The 14883-nt window shown below is 65.5% G+C and carries 15 protein-coding genes; 9 read left to right on the top strand and 6 right to left on the bottom strand.

The window, feature by feature from the left end; all coding sequences use genetic code 11:
- Positions 1 to 92: 92 nt before the first annotated feature.
- Positions 93 to 2786, bottom strand: a complete 2694-nt coding sequence (locus ACRB8A_RS18945; RefSeq protein ID WP_432245326.1) for an AAA family ATPase — start codon at positions 2784 to 2786, stop codon at positions 93 to 95.
- A 466-nt stretch (positions 2787 to 3252) separates the two neighbouring features.
- Here ACRB8A_RS18945 and ACRB8A_RS18940 point away from each other — a divergent pair, with 466 nt between their 5' ends.
- From ACRB8A_RS18940 to rplI, 5 genes are all read left to right on the top strand, one after another.
- The gene (locus ACRB8A_RS18940; RefSeq protein ID WP_056599329.1) at positions 3253 to 4671 is read left to right on the top strand and encodes an amino acid permease; all 1419 of its coding nucleotides are present in this window, start codon (positions 3253 to 3255) and stop codon (positions 4669 to 4671) included.
- 293 nt (positions 4672 to 4964) lie between these two features.
- Positions 4965 to 5270 (top strand): 30S ribosomal protein S6, encoded by a 306-nt coding sequence (gene rpsF, locus ACRB8A_RS18935; RefSeq protein WP_050683795.1) that lies wholly within the window; start codon positions 4965 to 4967, stop codon positions 5268 to 5270.
- Between the two features lie 74 nt (positions 5271 to 5344).
- Complete coding sequence (locus ACRB8A_RS18930) at positions 5345 to 5929, top strand: single-stranded DNA-binding protein (protein ID WP_432245325.1); 585 nt, start codon at positions 5345 to 5347, stop codon at positions 5927 to 5929.
- 126 nt (positions 5930 to 6055) lie between these two features.
- Positions 6056 to 6295 carry a 30S ribosomal protein S18 gene (gene rpsR, locus ACRB8A_RS18925; protein WP_003800144.1) on the top strand — a complete coding sequence of 80 codons (240 nt, stop codon included), beginning with the start codon at positions 6056 to 6058 and terminating at the stop codon, positions 6293 to 6295.
- 18 nt (positions 6296 to 6313) lie between these two features.
- Positions 6314 to 6766 (top strand): 50S ribosomal protein L9, encoded by a 453-nt coding sequence (gene rplI / locus ACRB8A_RS18920; protein WP_050683797.1) that lies wholly within the window; start codon positions 6314 to 6316, stop codon positions 6764 to 6766.
- Positions 6767 to 6833: 67 nt separating this feature from the next.
- Here the strand turns inward: rplI and ACRB8A_RS18915 are convergent, their stop codons facing one another.
- Entirely contained in the window at positions 6834 to 7256 is a 423-nt protein-coding gene (locus tag ACRB8A_RS18915; RefSeq protein WP_432245324.1) for a DUF1801 domain-containing protein, read from the bottom strand.
- 57 nt (positions 7257 to 7313) lie between these two features.
- Here ACRB8A_RS18915 and ACRB8A_RS18910 point away from each other — a divergent pair, with 57 nt between their 5' ends.
- Both ACRB8A_RS18910 and ACRB8A_RS18905 read left to right on the top strand, forming a co-directional pair.
- Positions 7314 to 8162, top strand: a complete 849-nt coding sequence (locus tag ACRB8A_RS18910; protein ID WP_432245323.1) for a PhzF family phenazine biosynthesis protein — start codon at positions 7314 to 7316, stop codon at positions 8160 to 8162.
- A gap of 104 nt (positions 8163 to 8266) precedes the next feature.
- Complete coding sequence (locus tag ACRB8A_RS18905) at positions 8267 to 8893, top strand: FMN reductase (protein ID WP_285241295.1); 627 nt, start codon at positions 8267 to 8269, stop codon at positions 8891 to 8893.
- Between the two features lie 15 nt (positions 8894 to 8908).
- On the opposite strand, the gene ACRB8A_RS18900 is transcribed toward ACRB8A_RS18905, so the two are convergent.
- Together ACRB8A_RS18900 and ACRB8A_RS18895 are read right to left on the bottom strand one after the other, a co-directional pair.
- On the bottom strand, positions 8909 to 9469 hold the full coding sequence (locus tag ACRB8A_RS18900; protein WP_050683801.1) for a hypothetical protein: 561 nt from the start codon (positions 9467 to 9469) through the stop codon (positions 8909 to 8911).
- Between the two features lie 25 nt (positions 9470 to 9494).
- Positions 9495 to 9779, bottom strand: a complete 285-nt coding sequence (locus ACRB8A_RS18895; protein WP_050683802.1) for a hypothetical protein — start codon at positions 9777 to 9779, stop codon at positions 9495 to 9497.
- 661 nt (positions 9780 to 10440) lie between these two features.
- On the opposite strand from ACRB8A_RS18895, the gene dnaB reads away from it, so the two are divergent.
- Positions 10441 to 11823: a replicative DNA helicase gene (gene dnaB, locus ACRB8A_RS18890; RefSeq protein WP_050683803.1), complete on the top strand. Its 1383-nt coding sequence runs from the start codon at positions 10441 to 10443 to the stop codon at positions 11821 to 11823.
- Here dnaB and ACRB8A_RS18885 read toward each other — a convergent pair.
- Both ACRB8A_RS18885 and ACRB8A_RS18880 read right to left on the bottom strand, forming a co-directional pair.
- Positions 11820 to 12836: an acyl-CoA thioesterase gene (locus ACRB8A_RS18885; RefSeq protein ID WP_432245322.1), complete on the bottom strand. Its 1017-nt coding sequence runs from the start codon at positions 12834 to 12836 to the stop codon at positions 11820 to 11822. The two genes, dnaB and ACRB8A_RS18885, sit on opposite strands and share 4 nt — an antisense overlap.
- Before the next feature lie 144 nt (positions 12837 to 12980).
- Complete coding sequence (locus ACRB8A_RS18880; protein WP_050683805.1) at positions 12981 to 13415, bottom strand: DoxX family protein; 435 nt, start codon at positions 13413 to 13415, stop codon at positions 12981 to 12983.
- A gap of 105 nt (positions 13416 to 13520) precedes the next feature.
- Between ACRB8A_RS18880 and ACRB8A_RS18875 the strand changes: the two genes are divergently transcribed.
- Positions 13521 to 14873, top strand: a complete 1353-nt coding sequence (locus ACRB8A_RS18875; RefSeq protein WP_432245321.1) for an MATE family efflux transporter — start codon at positions 13521 to 13523, stop codon at positions 14871 to 14873.
- Positions 14874 to 14883 lie beyond the last annotated feature (10 nt).

Raw genomic sequence — 14883 nt, 5'->3', positions numbered from 1 at the left:
CTGGGGAAACGCGGGTTCAAGGAGGCTTTTGTGGGTCCCGGGAGGTAACGCTGTGGATACTGCGGGTACCTGCAAAACGGCCGGAAAAAGGCCTAGAGGACGGGCAGGACGTACGGCTCCGGCGCAAGGTTTTCCTTGCCGGCGGCCAGGGCTGTCAGCTGGGCGCGCGACTCCACGCCGAGCTTGCGGTAGATGGCCGTGAGGCGCACCTCCACGGTCCGGACCGACACGTACAACGTGGCCGCTATCTCCTTGTTCCGCATCCCGCGCGCCACCATTTTCGCCAGGGCGCGTTCGTGGTCCGCGAGCAGCCTCATGGCCGGGTTGCCCTGCGGTTTGGCCGGCTCCACCCGTTCGTCGAGCAGCAGCGCGTCCACGTGCTGGGTCCAGGCGTCGGCCCCGGCCTCATCGAACATCACCTTGGCGCGCAGCAGGGCGTCGCGGGCATCCCGCAACCGGCCGAAAGCGCTCAGCCTTTCGGCGTAGCACATCAGGGTCCGGGCGCATTCGAGCACGGATTCAAGCGCGGCCCGGCCTTCGAGCGCCTGGGTAAAAAGATTCAGTGACTGCTCGCCGTCGGCAAGCATGGCGCGGCTGCGGGCCACAGCGATCGCCAGCCAGGGCGACCGCAGGCCCACGGAACGGCCTTCCAGGATCATCAGCGCGTGCGTGGCCTCGCGGTGGCGGCCCATGCGGATGAGGACTTCCACCAGGTCAGCCTCACACCGGAGCAATGTTGGATTCCCGAACCCCAGGCCGATTTCCGTAGCGCGGGATAACTGGGCAAAAGCCTCCGCCAGGTCGCCGCGGAGCAGGGCAAAATGGCCGCGGACCGAGGCGAGCTGAGCGGTGGTCGCAGCGTGGCTTTCCGAACCGGCGTAGCGCTGTGCCTCGGCGGCGTGGACATGGGCCAGGGCCTCGTCGCCCAGCGCGTGGGCCCGCCACTCGCGGTAGAGGTGCCGCAGGCCACGGTGGAACTTCACTTCAGGTTCGTGGCGTTCGATGTCGTCGATGAGCTTGATGGCGGCGCGGATGTTGCCGGCCCGGATTTCGTTGTCCACCGCAAGGAACGCTGCGGTTTCCCGCCAGTTGGTGTTGCTTGCCTCAACGGAACTGCGGACCATGGCGAAGGCTTCCTGCGCGTGGTCGTACCGTTCTGCGTAGCTCAGGGCGCGGCCCTGGATCAGCAGGCTTGCCATCCGGGCGCTGCCCGCCGGTTCGTGCTTCCGGCTCAGCGTCCCGGTATTGCCGCTGATGGAGTCTGCCAGCATCCTCGCCCGCTCCGAAATGGCAAGCACCCCGGCGGATGCCGAGTCCTGGAACTCGGCGCCTTGCCGGAGGAGTTCGGCGGCGTCGCGGAGTTCCCAGCGTTCGGCGTAGTACAGGGCGCCAACGGCCAGCAGGCTGGCGGCGTATCCCGGATCGTGGCGGCCGAATTCCCTCACCAGCCGCAGCACCATGCTGGAGCGCACCGCCGCGCCCTGGATGAACTGGATCTGGAAGGACAGGCCGGTGAGCCGCAGGATCAGCGCGGGATTGCGGGTGACCCGTTGGGCCCACTCGAGGTAGCGCTTGGCATAAACAAATTCGCCGCGGTTAAACAGCAGTTCGGCGACGGTGGCAAGGCGCGAGGCTGTTTCGGCCTCCCACGGGTTGATGGTGAGGGCCCGCTCGATGTATTCGACGGCGAACGAGATCTCCCCGCCCCGGATCAGGTCCACGGCGTGGCGCAACAGGCCGAACGGTGTCTGGCGCTCCAGGGCGGTGAAGCTGAGGTGCCACCGCCGGGCGTAGGGATCGGTGGCCTCCGACGCTTCGGCCAGGGTCCGGTGGCTTGCCGTGCGGACAGCGGGCGTCATGGCTGAGAAAACGAAGCCGCGCAGCAGCTGGTCCCGGATGCGCAGGTGGTGCCCGGAACGGTTCACCAGGCCGCTGGCGAGGAGCTCATCCACCCCGGTCCAAATATCAGGGCTGACCTTTTCCAGGCTCGGGATATCGCTGCGGTAGGAGAGGGACAGCAGGTCCAGCACGTTCCGCGCGCTGCGGCTGATCCCGCCGACGACGGCGGCGAACTCCGCTTCGAAGCTGCCTTTGCAGGGCAGCGGGACGGGCAGCGCGTGCTTGCCTTCCGCCTGCCGTTCCAGCAGCCGGCGGTATAGCTCGACGGCGGCGAGCGGGTTCCCGCCTGTAGCCGCGGCAACCGTGTGGGCGGCCGCCGTCGTGGTTTGCTTCGCCGGAATGGCCTCCAGCAACCTGACCGTGTCGCTGTAGCTGAGGGGACCCAACGGCAGGACGGCAAGACCGGTGAAGGGGCTGTCCGGCACTTCTTCACGGACGCTGACGAAGAGGGCGATGTCCGTTGCGGCCAACCGGCGGGAAAGGAACCCGATGACGGCCTGGCTGCTGGAATCCAGCTGGTCCGCGTCATCGATCACAATCACTGTCCGGGCTGAGGAACGCTGCTGCAGGCCGTTCAAGAGCATCGCGGAGACGATGGGGACGTTCATGGTGCCGGCTGTATCGCGGAGGAGTTCATCTGCGATGCGGTTCAGGACCGGGTCGTCGATGCCGTTGAGCAGCGCGGTCAGCCCGGACAGCGGCCAATCCGATTCGGCGGCGCTGGCCTGCAGGAAAACGGTCCGGTACTCGGAAAGAGTGGGAATCTCGGACAGCAGGGCAGACTTGCCCGATCCGCGCCGGCCGATCACGGCAAGGGCGGAATCCTTGGGCCCCCGGATCACAGAAAGGATCCGGTCCAACTCTTTGCTGCGGCCTATAAGCGACATACGGTCCCCACCCATCAAAGGTGAGACCGCGTCCTCTGCGTTATTGATGCCAATGTGGTTTGCCGCACACCGGCCAGCTGGCTGGCCAACAGTGCAACATGCCGGCAAACGAGGTGCTGCCGGCACGGTTCCCAGCCGTAGAAGGAATATAGCGCCGCAGATGCAAGCGTTTCCACCGATTAGTCACTGGATTGGATCAAGATTGCCCACGCGTTTCCTCAAGATTACCGCGTTGACCACAGGGAATCTGTTGATTCCTTGTGGTCCTCATGCCTGTGGGATCATCCGATTTCGCACCCGACGATCTGTGCCACTGCACATAATGCCCCCCCGGAGTCGGAGTCTAGGGTGGGAGAAACATTGTGACCCGCCGCACTCGCTGCGGCCCCTGCGTACCCCGCAGTGGCGTCCCGGAGACCCGTCCGGCGCCCCAACCCGCACTGAAAGACCCTAAGGACGGCGCTCCATGCCTGCTGACCAACAGTTAGCCAAGTCGCTCAAGCCGCGGCACCTCTCCATGATCGCGATCGCCGGTGTGATCGGCGCGGGGCTCTTTGTGGGCTCCGGCGCGGCGATCCAGCAGGCCGGCCCGGGGATCCTGGTGGCCTACATGGCCGCGGGCATCGTCGTCATCCTGGTGATGCGGATGCTGGGCGAAATGGCAGCGGCAAACCCGGAAACCGGCTCCTTCTCCACCTATGCCGATAAGGCGCTGGGCCGCTGGGCAGGATTCAGCATCGGCTGGCTGTATGCCTGGTTCTGGATCATCGTGCTGGGCATTGAAGCGACGGCCGGGGCCGCCATCATGCACCGTTGGGTCCCCGGTGTCGACCAGTGGGTCTGGGCGCTGCTCCTCATGGTGCTGCTGACCCTGACCAACCTGGGATCCGTAAAATCCTTCGGCGAATTCGAATTCTGGTTCGCCTCCATCAAGGTCACAGCCATCGCCCTGTTCCTGCTGTTCGGAGCTGCAGCCATCCTGGGCCTGGTGCCGGGCGTCCCGGCCCCCGGCCTGGACAACCTGGTCAACAACGGCGGGTTCTTCCCCAACGGACCAGGCGCCGTGCTGGCCGGCATCCTGGTGGTGGTCTTCTCGTTCTTCGGCGCGGAAATCGCCACCATCGCGGCCGGCGAATCCGAGAATCCCGTCGACGCCGTCAAGAAGGCAGTCCGGTCCACCGTGTGGCGGATCCTGGTGTTCTACATCGGCTCGATCGCCGTTGTGGTGACCCTCCTGCCGTGGAACGACGCCAGCGTCGCCAAGAGCCCATACGTGGCGGTGATTGAACTCTTCGGCATCCCCGGGGCGGGCACCATCATGGACGTTGTAGTCCTCACGTCAGTGCTTTCCTGCCTGAACTCCGGGCTTTACACCGCCAGCCGCATGCTGTTCTCGCTGTCCAAGCGGGGCGACGCACCCAAGTCATGGACCAGGATCTCCCGCCGCGGCGTCCCCGCGTCCGCTGTGCTCGCCTCCACCGTGGTGGGGTTCGTCACCGTTGGCCTGAATTACATCGCCCCGGACACCGTTTTCCTCTTCCTGGTCAACACCTCCGGTGCCATTGCCCTCTTTGTCTGGCTGGTCATCGCCTCCTCGCAGCTGATCCTGCGCAAGCGCATGGGTGCCCGGGCCAAGGACCTTGAACTGAAAATGTGGCTGTTCCCGTACCTCACCTGGTTGGCCATCGGCAGCATCGTTGCCCTGCTGATCGGCATGGTCATCCTGGATTCGACCCGCGAATCGCTGCTGCTGTCCGTTGCCCTTGCCGCTGTTGTGGTGGGTATCGGTGTGTTCCGTTACCGCAAGGGCGGACCGGCGGGCCCGGCCAATGCTGCTGCCGACACAACCGAACCTGCAGCCGCAGGCGCCCCGCCGGCGTCGTAAACCTGCCGCATCTGCTTCTCCTGCCGTCCGCCCGGCGCGCCGCCATGGCCGCCGGGCGGACGGTTTTCCACATACGGTGACCAGCCCCGATATCCGGGGCGGAACCGCCCTACGCTGGGGGAACACGGCTGCTCCAAGGCGCGAATCGCCTATCCGCACCGCATGCACTAAGATTGAAAAGTCTGTGCTGCGCCCTGCCTCCGTTCCGGAAGCTGGCGCCGCACGGCACCGCAAATGAACCTCCTGTTACGGAAATGCCGTAACCGCTTAGCCCAAAGGAGGTGGGTTCACATATGCGTCCTTACGAATTGATGGTAATCATCGACCCCGAGGTCGAAGAGCGTACCGTTGAGCCGTCGCTTCAGAAGTTCCTGAACGTCATCACCAACGATGGTGGAACCATCGAAAAGGTTGACATCTGGGGCCGTCGCCGACTGGCTTACGACATCAAGAAGAAGTCCGAAGGTATCTACGCCGTGGTGAACTTCACCGCCAAGCCGGACACCGCCAAGGAACTTGACCGCCAGTTGTCTCTTAACGAGACCATCATGCGCACCAAGATCACCCGCCCCGAAGAGCAGAAGGTCGTTGCGGAGTAATTTCCCGCACCAGCTTCATTCTTCACCCCGCAGGAAACGCACTCTTCACCCAGGATCGAACAAGGAGGCAGTAGATGGCAGGCGAGACCACCATTACGGTCATCGGTAACCTCACCAATGACCCGGAATTGCGGTTCACACCGTCAGGTTCGGCAGTAGCGAACTTCACCATCGCTTCCACCCCCCGCACCTTTGATCGCCAGTCCAACGAGTGGAAGGACGGGGAAACCCTGTTCCTCCGCGCCGCCGTCTGGCGTGAAGCAGCCGAAAACGTCGCCGAATCCCTGACCAAGGGTATGCGTGTGATCGTCAACGGCCGTCTGAAGAGCCGTTCCTACGAAACAAAAGAAGGCGAAAAGCGCACCGTCATCGAGCTTGAGGTCGACGAAATCGGCCCCAGCCTGCGTTACGCCAATGCCAAGGCCAACCGCACCCAGCGCTCCGGCGGTCAGGGTGGCCAGGGTGGCTTCGGCGGCGGAAACGCCGGCGGCGGCGGCAACTTCGGAGGTGGCAACTCCGGTGGAAACCAGGGTGGCAACTCCGGCGGAAACTGGGGCGGCGGCAACCAGCAGGCTGCACAGGAGGATCCCTGGGCAACGCCCGGTGTCTCCAACGCAGGCGGCTGGGGCAACGGCCCCGATTCCGAACCTCCCTTCTAACAACCAATAACGGCCCGACGCCGGGACCGCCAGGGGTGCCATTGCGCACCGCTGCGGATGCCGGCGCCTGGCCACCACCATCCCGTGGATCAATATCCACGGGCTCCCTAGAATAGGAGCTCCACGATGGCTAAGGCTGAACTCCGTAAGCCCAAACCAAAGTCCAACCCCTTGAAGGCCGCTGACATCACTGTCATCGACTACAAGGACGTAGCATTGCTGCGCAAGTTCATCTCCGACCGCGGAAAGATCCGCGCCCGTCGCGTCACCGGCGTTACGGTCCAGGAACAGCGCAAAATCGCCCAGGCAATCAAGAACGCCCGCGAAGTTGCACTGCTGCCTTACTCCGGCGCTGGCCGCGGCTAAGGAAAGGGACTAACTAACATGGCAAAGCTCATTCTGACCCACGAAGTAACCGGTCTCGGTGCTGCTGGCGACGTTGTCGAGGTCAAGGACGGTTACGCACGTAACTACCTGCTGCCCCGCAACTTCGCCCTGACCTGGTCCAAGGGTGGCGAGAAGCAGGTTGAGTCCATCAAGGCTGCCCGCGCCGCCCGCGAGCACGCTTCCCTGGAAGATGCTCAGAAGCAGGCCGCTGCACTGTCCTCCAAGCCGGTCAAGCTGGTCGTCAAGGCCGGCGAGACCGGACGCCTGTTCGGCACCGTCAAGCAGGCCGACGTCGCCGATGCTGTTGAGGCCGCTGGCCTTGGCAAGATCGACAAGCGCAAGGTTGAACTGCCGGCTCACATCAAGTCGGTCGGCTCCTACCAGGCCAACGTCCGCCTTCACGCTGACGTTGCAGCCGTCGTCGAACTCGACGTCGTTGCAGGCAAGTAGCAGCACCCCGGTCATCTGACTGCACTAAGACCCCCGTTGCCGGTTCCGGCGGCGGGGGTCTTTTGCGTCAGGGTTTGTGGAGTTCCGCCATGGTGTGCCGGTAACCGGTGCTGACCAGCTCCGCCAGGACGTCCCGGTCCACGTCCGCCAGCCGATTGACATAGAGGCATCCCGCCCCGGCCCGGTGCTTGCCAAGCTCCGGCAGCAGCCGGTCCGCGTCCGGGCTGTACGTCAGCCCGTACAGGACGAGGTTGGCCTTGCGGGGAGAGAACCCAACGGCCGCAGAGTCCCCTTCCCTGCCGGTTTCATACCTGTAGTGGTACGCACCGAAACCCACGATCGTGGGTCCCCACATGACTGCCTCCTGGCCCGTGATGCCCGCCATCAGGTCGGCCAGTTCCATGCTGTCGGTCCGTCGGCCGGGGTGTTCCACCGACGCCAGGAAGCCGGCCACCGACACCGTTGTTGGCTGGGTCTTGTTCGTTGCCATGGACGAAGTCTTGCAGACCGGCGGTCGCGCTGCCAGCGCCGGTGGTAGCCTTCTGCGGTGAACCCCGAACCCCGGAACCGCCCTTTCCACCAAGTGGATGTTTTTGCCGCCGAGCCGTACCGTGGCAATCCCCTCGCTGTCGTCCTTGACGCCGAGGGCCTCAGCTCCGGCATGATGCAGCACTTCGCCAACTGGACCAACCTGTCCGAGACCACGTTCCTGCTGCCGCCCACGGATCCCCGCGCTGACTACCGGGTCCGGATCTTCACCGGAAGCGAGGAGTTCCCCTTCGCAGGACATCCAACGCTCGGGTCGGCCCACACCTGGCTTGAGGCCGGTGGCGTTCCGCACACAGCGGGGGAGCTGGTACAGGAGTGCGGCGCGGGGCTGGTAAAGATCAGGCACGACGCCGGCCGCCTGGCTTTCGCGGCGCCCCCGCTGACCCGCTTCGGGCCCGTGGACGCGGCCGTCCGGCGCACCCTCGCTGCCGGCCTTAGGCTGCCCGAATCAGCCATCCTGGATGCTTCCTGGCTGGTCAACGGCCCGTCCTGGGTGGGTGTCCTGCTGGCGTCGGCTGGGGAGGTGCTGGCCATCCAGCCGGATCCTGTGGCCATGGGGGACCTGAAGGTGGGGGTCATCGGCCCGCACACCGCAGTCGGCGATGCCGACTTCGAGGTACGGACCTTTGTTCCGGGGGACGCCATGATGGAGGATCCGGTAACGGGAAGCTTTAATGCGGGCGCCGCGAAGTGGCTGATCGACAGCGGCCGCGCTCCTGCACGCTATGTGGCCGCGCAGGGCACGGTCCTCGGCCGGGCAGGCCGGCTGCATATCAGTGCCCGGGACGACGGAATCTGGGTGGGCGGAAACAGCACCACCTGCATCCGGGGGACTGTCCTGCTGTAACCGGAAGGACCGGTCGGCCGCGGGAATACCCAGGCGGGACCCACTGTTCACCATGTAGATGCATATGCATATATGCTGTTGGTAAGAACCAAGAGGAGAACGCCATGGAAACCCGCCGCATTACCGTCCTGTCCGCGGGCCTGGGAGTACCGTCGTCGAGCAGGCTGCTCGCCGACCAGCTCGCCGCGTCGACTAAACGCCAGCTGGAGTCGGCAGGCTACAACGTCGTGGTGGACTTTGTGGAACTTCGGGACCTTGCCGTGGACATCGCCAACAACTTTGTCACCGGCTACGCTGCGCCGAAGCTCGCTGAGGTTATCGCCGGCGTGGATGCCTCGACCGGCATCATTGCCGTGACACCGGTGTTCAGTGCTTCCTACAGCGGCCTCTTCAAGTCATTCATCGATGTCCTGGACCCGAAATCCCTGACCGGGAAGGCCGTCCTGCTGGGCGCCACGGGCGGGACTGACAGGCACCAGATGGTCCTGGATTACGCCATGCGCCCGCTGTTCAGCTACCTGCGCACCCGAACGGCTGCCACCGCCGTCTTCGCCGGACCGCAGGACTGGGGTTCGGCCGACGACGGAGCGTCGCCCCTGTCGGAGCGGACCGACAGGGCAGCCGCAGAGTTTGCAGCCCTCCTGACGGGTCCCCAGCCCGGCCAGGCTCCGGCGACGCTGGAGTCCCTTCCGTTCGAACAGCTGCTGGCGGGGATCTCCGCCAGCCACTAAGGCCTGTGCACCGGGTCAGTCGTCCAGGAGTGCAATGAACTCGCGGGCCTGGTCCAGGGAGACATCGGAGTGCCTGGTCAGCGCCGTGGCGGCGGCCTCGGTTTCCCCACTTCGGGCAAGGGTCCGGATCCGGCCGTAGATCTCATCGTTGAGCATGTTGCTGCTGACCTCACGCGTAACCTCACCCTTGCTGGCGATGGCCCGGTACCGGTAGGGGAAGCGTTCCGGCCCACCAGCCTCCTCCGGGGCGGGTGCCGGCACCTCGGCGCTCCGGTACGGCTGGGGGTGGGTGGCGAGGGCGCCCACGGCGTCGCGGGATGCCCGGAGGCCGTCCCCTGTCGATTCGTAATAGAGTTTGATGGCCGCCATGGCCTGGCCCTGCGCTATGAGGGCGTAGATCCGGCGGTGCTCATCCTCCGAGAGCCTGGCCGAGGCCGTCCGCGCCAGGTCGGCACTGCCGGCCGCCGGGAGCGGCTCCGCCCCGGGGGACTTCCGCCGGCCCATGGCCCTGACGGCCAGCAGGATGCCTGCCAGGACTGCCAGGAGGATGAGGACAGGGATCACAAGCGATTCCATCTTTCAAAAGCCGTTCTGTGAAAATTCAGCCGCGGGGCCGGAGCTGCGGCTGGGCGGGGTGGTACTCCTGCTGCTGTGCATGCTGTTGCTCGTTCTGTGACGGCCGGGTTGTGGCTTCAAACCGGGCACGCGCAGCTGACGCGGCCTGGACCTGTTCGGCGTTGTGCCGGGCCGAACGGAGGGCAAGGTCCCGCTGGTACTTTTCGGCGTCAGACAGGCCGGTATCCCGTGGTTTGAATGCCGTGGCGAGCCCCCACAGGAGCGCCACCAGAATGATCGATGGCAGGAGTACCAGCAGAAGTTCGCCCATACCAAGAGCTTATGCCAGATGCACGTTATCCACAGCAATATTCGCCCCTGCGCATGGATGCGTACCCGGCCGGGCGCGGCTGCACCGGACGGGAATATATGCGGCGCGCCGCGGGGGTGGAATGAACTGCATCACCTGCCCGGAAGCTGTAACCGGCGGCTCCGGTGCCGCGCTGCGGCTGTGGATGAAATTCCGGCAAAGAAATATTTACTCCACACCTCAAAAGTAGTGTTTTCGCAGGTCAGAGCCTTTAGGTAGGGAAAAGAATTTTTCTTTCCACAACCTTTCCCACAGGCTGTGCACAATCTATGCCGCTTAGTGCACAGGTTATCCACACCCACCCGGGTCCCTTGGCTTTGCGGCTGGCCCGCAGGCGGCTAGCGTAGCGGAGTACCTGTTTTTCCTGTCGCCCCGGTCTCCGGAGGTGCCGGTGGACCACAGCTTCACTGGCTCCGAAGGACCCAAGCCGGAGGTGGCTGTGGAAAACCTGTGGAAAGTGGGGATAACTGTGTTCCCCGCGCGCAGGCGGGCGCCAAGGCCTTATGTCGGACCCTCCGGGTAGACCATTACCAGGCGGCGGAGCGAAATTCCCCGCGCACCCCTGGCGGGACGCACACCTGCCGGGCATCTTATGCACCGGCACCTATGAAGGACGGCAGTTTTGTCAATCGCGCACCTGGACACCGCAGAGACCACCCGCGGATCAGACGCGAGCCGGAAACCGCCGCAGGACATTCCCGCTGAACAGTCGGTGCTGGGCGGCATGATGCTGTCCAAGGACGCCATCGCGGATGTGGTGGAAATCCTCCGCGGGCAGGACTTCTACCGCCCCGCCCACGAAACCATCTACGAAGCGATCATCGACCTGTATGGCCGTGGCGAACCCGCCGACGCCGTCACGGTCTCCGATGAGCTGACCAAGCGGGCCGAAATCAACCGGATCGGCGGCCCGGCCTACCTGCATGAGCTGATCCAGACCGTCCCCACGGCTGCCAACGCCGGGTACTACGCGGAGATCGTAGCGGAGCGGGCCGTCCTCCGGCGCCTGGTGAACGCCGGGACCAAGATCGTCCAGTTGGGCTACGGCTCGGACGGCGAGGTGGAGGACCTGGTCAACCAGGCCCAGGCGGAGGTCTACGCCGTCGCGGAGCGCCGGACGGCCGAGGACTACGTGGTGCTCAAGGACGTCATGGAATCCACCGTTGACGAAATTGAGGCCTCCGGCCACCGCGGAGAAGGCATGACGGGTGTGCCCACCGGGTTTTACGAACTCGACGAGCTCACCCACGGGCTGCACCCCGGCCAGATGATTGTCATCGCCGCCCGCCCCGCCGTGGGTAAGTCCACCTTCGCCCTGGACTTCGCCCGGTCCGCCGCCATCAAGAACAACCTGGCCACTGTGATGTTCTCGCTCGAAATGGGCCGGAATGAGATCGCCATGCGCCTCCTCTCCGCAGAGGCCACCATCGGCCTCCAGGACCTGCGCAAGGGCACCATCAAAGATGATCAGTGGTCCAAGATCGCCACCACCATGGGCCGGATGAACGATGCCCCGCTGTTCATTGACGACAGCCCCAACATGTCGCTGATGGAAATCCGTGCCAAATGCCGGCGCCTGAAGCAGCAGCACGACCTCAAACTCGTGATCCTTGACTACCTCCAGCTGATGAGCTCCGGCAAAAAAGTCGAGTCCCGCCAGCAGGAAGTGTCGGAATTCTCCAGGGCGCTCAAGCTGCTGGCCAAGGAGCTCCAGGTTCCGGTCATCGCGCTGTCCCAGTTGAACCGTGGTTCCGAGCAGCGCCAAGACAAGCGGCCCATGGTCTCGGACCTCCGTGAATCGGGTTCCATCGAGCAGGATGCCGACATGGTGATCCTGCTGCACCGCGAGGATGTCTACGACAAGGAATCGCCGCGTGCCGGTGAGGCGGACATCCTGATCGCCAAGCACCGCAACGGGCCCACCAAGGACATTGTGGTTGCGTTCCAGGGTCATTACTCCCGCTTTGCCAATATGGCAGCGGACGCTGGCGGCGGCGGCTTCTAGCCGCTGACGCTTTCCGCCGGCCGGCCCGTTGCTGAACCCGCGGGGCCGGCGGCCAGCAGATGGTTGGGCAGCCGGTTCCCCGGCGCGGTGCCCCGGATCTCCAGCAGGTCCCGGGCATGGGCGTGCAGCCGCCGGTCCTCGTCGCTCACCGGGTCCCAGGCCGGGATCGGCACCGATGTTCCTTCGGTGTCCCGGGCCACCATGACGGTGAGGCAGTAGGTGGTGAGCTCCAGGCCGCCGTCCTTGGGGTCGCCGGAGCGGACGTGGACGGCGACGTGCATGCCTTTGGTGCCGGTGTAGACCAGCCTGGCCTCCACCTCCACGAGGTGGCCGATCCGCAGCGGCCGGTAGAAGCGCACGCCGCCGGAGAAAACCGCCACGGTGTCCTTGCCGGCGTAGCGGGACGCGCAGACATATGCCGCCTCGTCGATCCACTTCATCACGGTGCCGCCATGGACCTTCCCGCCCCAGTTCAGATCCGTCGGGGCCGCCATAAAGCGGAGCGTCACCCGCTCGGCGGTCCCGGCATCTGTATATTCCTGATGGTTCATGGCTTCGACGATTTGTTCGCGCACCTTGATCCGGGCCAGGGCGTGGTCCCGCTGCTCGGTTTCGGCCGCCGTTACGGGCTCGAACTGCGGTACGGGGATGGGCCGGCCGTCCGGGCCCACAGCCACAAAAATCACGATGCACTGGCTGCGCATGGTGGCTTGTCCGCCACGCGGATCCCCGGACGAGACCACCGTGCGGATGTGCATGGAAGACCTGCCGGTGTAGACGATCGTGGCCTCCACCTCCACCATGTCGCCGCTGTTGACCGGGTCGGCGAAGTGGATGTTGCCCACGTAGGCGGTGACGCAGTAGGACTTGGCCCAGCCCACCGCGGCGGCGTAAGCGGCCTTGTCCACCCACTCCAGGACGGTTCCGGCATCCACCGAGCCGCTGTGGCCCACGTCCATGGGTGCTGCCAGGAAGCGGAGGGTCACGGAGTTTTGCCTGCCGGTCTGCGTCATGCAGCGATCATACTGAGGGCCAGCGGTTACCGGCCTGTTGGGCTGACATGCGGCCGTCATGGACGGTCCCGGTGGGCCGCCTGGCCTACGACGGCGGCCCGGCACGTGGGTGCCGGGCCGCCGTGATGCGCGGGACGGGTTGGGTCAGGCGAAGGCGGCAAGCCTGGAGTTTTTCCGGCCAAACAGGGCCCTGTCCAGGGAAACGCGCCCCGGCCCGGTGAGGGCGAGGGTGAAGGCGGCCGCGGCCAGCAGCAGGACCAGCTCGTAGCCGCCGTTGGCAGCAAAAACGCCGGCTGATGCGTGCACCAGGAACAGAGCACCCAGCATGTCGATCACCAGCAATGCTGCCACCACGCGGGTCAGGATGCCCAGAATCAGGGCGATGCCGCCCGCAAGTTCGAGGACTGCGACGGCGGGAGCGGCGATCTCAGCTGCGGGGACACCCATCTTGCCGAAGGATGCCTGCGTGCCGGCGATGGTCCATTCATTGAATTTCTGCCAGCCGTGGGCGGCGAAGATGAAGCCCAGGACAATGCGCAGGGCGGTAATGGCCGTGGTGGTGAGATGTGACTGGTTCATGCTTCGAGTCTTCCGGATCATTTGTTGAAGTGTCAATAAAATTGACCCCGATGTGGGTTTTGTCATGCTTCCGCGACATCTCTGCCTCCCCGTTAAGCTGGCATCGTGCCTCAACCTGTCCTGCCCGCAACCACCCGTCCCGAACGAAGCCGTTCCCGCCAGATCCTGCACCTGGCGGTCCCTGCCTTCGGCGCATTGGTTGCGGAGCCACTGTTCCTGCTTGCCGATTCCGCGATTGTGGGCCACCTCGGGGTGGCGCAACTGGCGGGCGTCGGCCTTGCCTCGGCAGTGCTGCACACCGCAGTCGGCCTGATGGTTTTCCTGGCCTACTCCACCACGCCCGCCGTGGCGCGCGCCATGGGCGACGGCCGGCTGGGAAAGGCCCTGGCTGCCGGACGGGATGGCGTCTGGCTCGCCCTGCTGCTGGGCCTGGTGCTGGCCGCGGCAGGTTTCCTGTTCGCGGAACCCCTGGTGGGCCTGCTGGGCGCGGAAGGTGCCGTGCGGCAGTATGCGGTGGATTATCTGCGCTGGTCCATGCCGGGGCTGGTGGCCATGCTGCTGGTCTTTGCCGGAACGGGAGTGCTGCGCGGCCTGCAGGACACAAAAACACCGCTGGTGGTGGCCACTGCAGGCTTCGCGCTGAACATCGTCCTTAACCTTTGGCTGGTGTACGGACTGGGGTGGTCCGTGGCCGGCTCAGCCGCCGGAACCAGCGTGGCCCAGTGGGCTATGGCTGCCGTCTACGTGGTGATGGTGGGACGGAATGCCCGCCGGCACGGCGTGGGCCTCCTCCCGACGTGGCAGGGTATCCGGGGCCTGGCCCGGGTGGGGTCGTGGCTGATGCTGCGGACCCTGAGCCTGCGCGTTGCGATCCTGGCCACCGTGCTGGTGGTCACCGCCCAGGGGGCCGTGAACCTGGCGGCCCACCAACTGGCAATGACGATCTTCTCCTTCCTGGCCTTTGCCCTGGATGCCCTGGCCATCGCGGCGCAGGCCCTGATCGGCAAGGAGCTGGGCGCCGGCAACCCGCGGGAGGCCCGCCAGCTGACCCGGACCATGACACGGTGGGGGATTGGCTTCGGCGTGCTCACGGGAGCCCTGCTGGCCCTCGCGGCACCCTGGCTGGGGGCCCTGTTCACGCCCGACCCCGAGGTGGGCGCCGTCCTTGCAACGGCGCTGTGGGTCCTGGCGGCAGGCCAGCCCCTTGCCGGCTACGTGTTTGTGCTGGACGGTGTGCTGATCGGCGCCGGCGATGCCCGCTACCTGGCACTGGCGGGACTGGCAAACCTTGCCGTCTACGCGCCGCTGCTCGCGTGGGTTGCCGGCACCGGCCTGCAAGGCGCCGCGGGCCTCGGGTGGCTCTGGGCAGCCTTCGCCCTGGCCTACATGGCTGCCCGGGCCGTGACGCTGGGCCTGCGTTCCCGGTCCGACCGGTGGATGGTCCTCGGTTCGGCGTAGCACCGCCCGC

The sequence above is a fragment of the Arthrobacter sp. G.S.26 genome (assembly GCF_050847375.1).
In the GTDB taxonomy this organism is placed as follows: Bacteria; Actinomycetota; Actinomycetes; order Actinomycetales; family Micrococcaceae; genus Arthrobacter.
This window is presented reverse-complemented; position numbering and strand designations above follow the sequence as displayed.

Coding starts and splice junctions, on each gene's coding strand:
- ACRB8A_RS18945 (WP_432245326.1), bottom strand. CDS start 2,786: ATGTCGCTTATAGGCCGCAGCAAAGAGTTGGACCGGATCCTTTCTGTG.
- ACRB8A_RS18940 (WP_056599329.1), top strand. CDS start 3,253: ATGCCTGCTGACCAACAGTTAGCCAAGTCGCTCAAGCCGCGGCACCTC.
- rpsF (WP_050683795.1), top strand. CDS start 4,965: ATGCGTCCTTACGAATTGATGGTAATCATCGACCCCGAGGTCGAAGAG.
- ACRB8A_RS18930 (WP_432245325.1), top strand. CDS start 5,345: ATGGCAGGCGAGACCACCATTACGGTCATCGGTAACCTCACCAATGAC.
- rpsR (WP_003800144.1), top strand. CDS start 6,056: ATGGCTAAGGCTGAACTCCGTAAGCCCAAACCAAAGTCCAACCCCTTG.
- rplI (WP_050683797.1), top strand. CDS start 6,314: ATGGCAAAGCTCATTCTGACCCACGAAGTAACCGGTCTCGGTGCTGCT.
- ACRB8A_RS18915 (WP_432245324.1), bottom strand. CDS start 7,256: ATGGCAACGAACAAGACCCAGCCAACAACGGTGTCGGTGGCCGGCTTC.
- ACRB8A_RS18905 (WP_285241295.1), top strand. CDS start 8,267: ATGGAAACCCGCCGCATTACCGTCCTGTCCGCGGGCCTGGGAGTACCG.
- ACRB8A_RS18900 (WP_050683801.1), bottom strand. CDS start 9,469: ATGGAATCGCTTGTGATCCCTGTCCTCATCCTCCTGGCAGTCCTGGCA.
- ACRB8A_RS18895 (WP_050683802.1), bottom strand. CDS start 9,779: ATGGGCGAACTTCTGCTGGTACTCCTGCCATCGATCATTCTGGTGGCG.
- ACRB8A_RS18885 (WP_432245322.1), bottom strand. CDS start 12,836: ATGACGCAGACCGGCAGGCAAAACTCCGTGACCCTCCGCTTCCTGGCA.
- ACRB8A_RS18880 (WP_050683805.1), bottom strand. CDS start 13,415: ATGAACCAGTCACATCTCACCACCACGGCCATTACCGCCCTGCGCATT.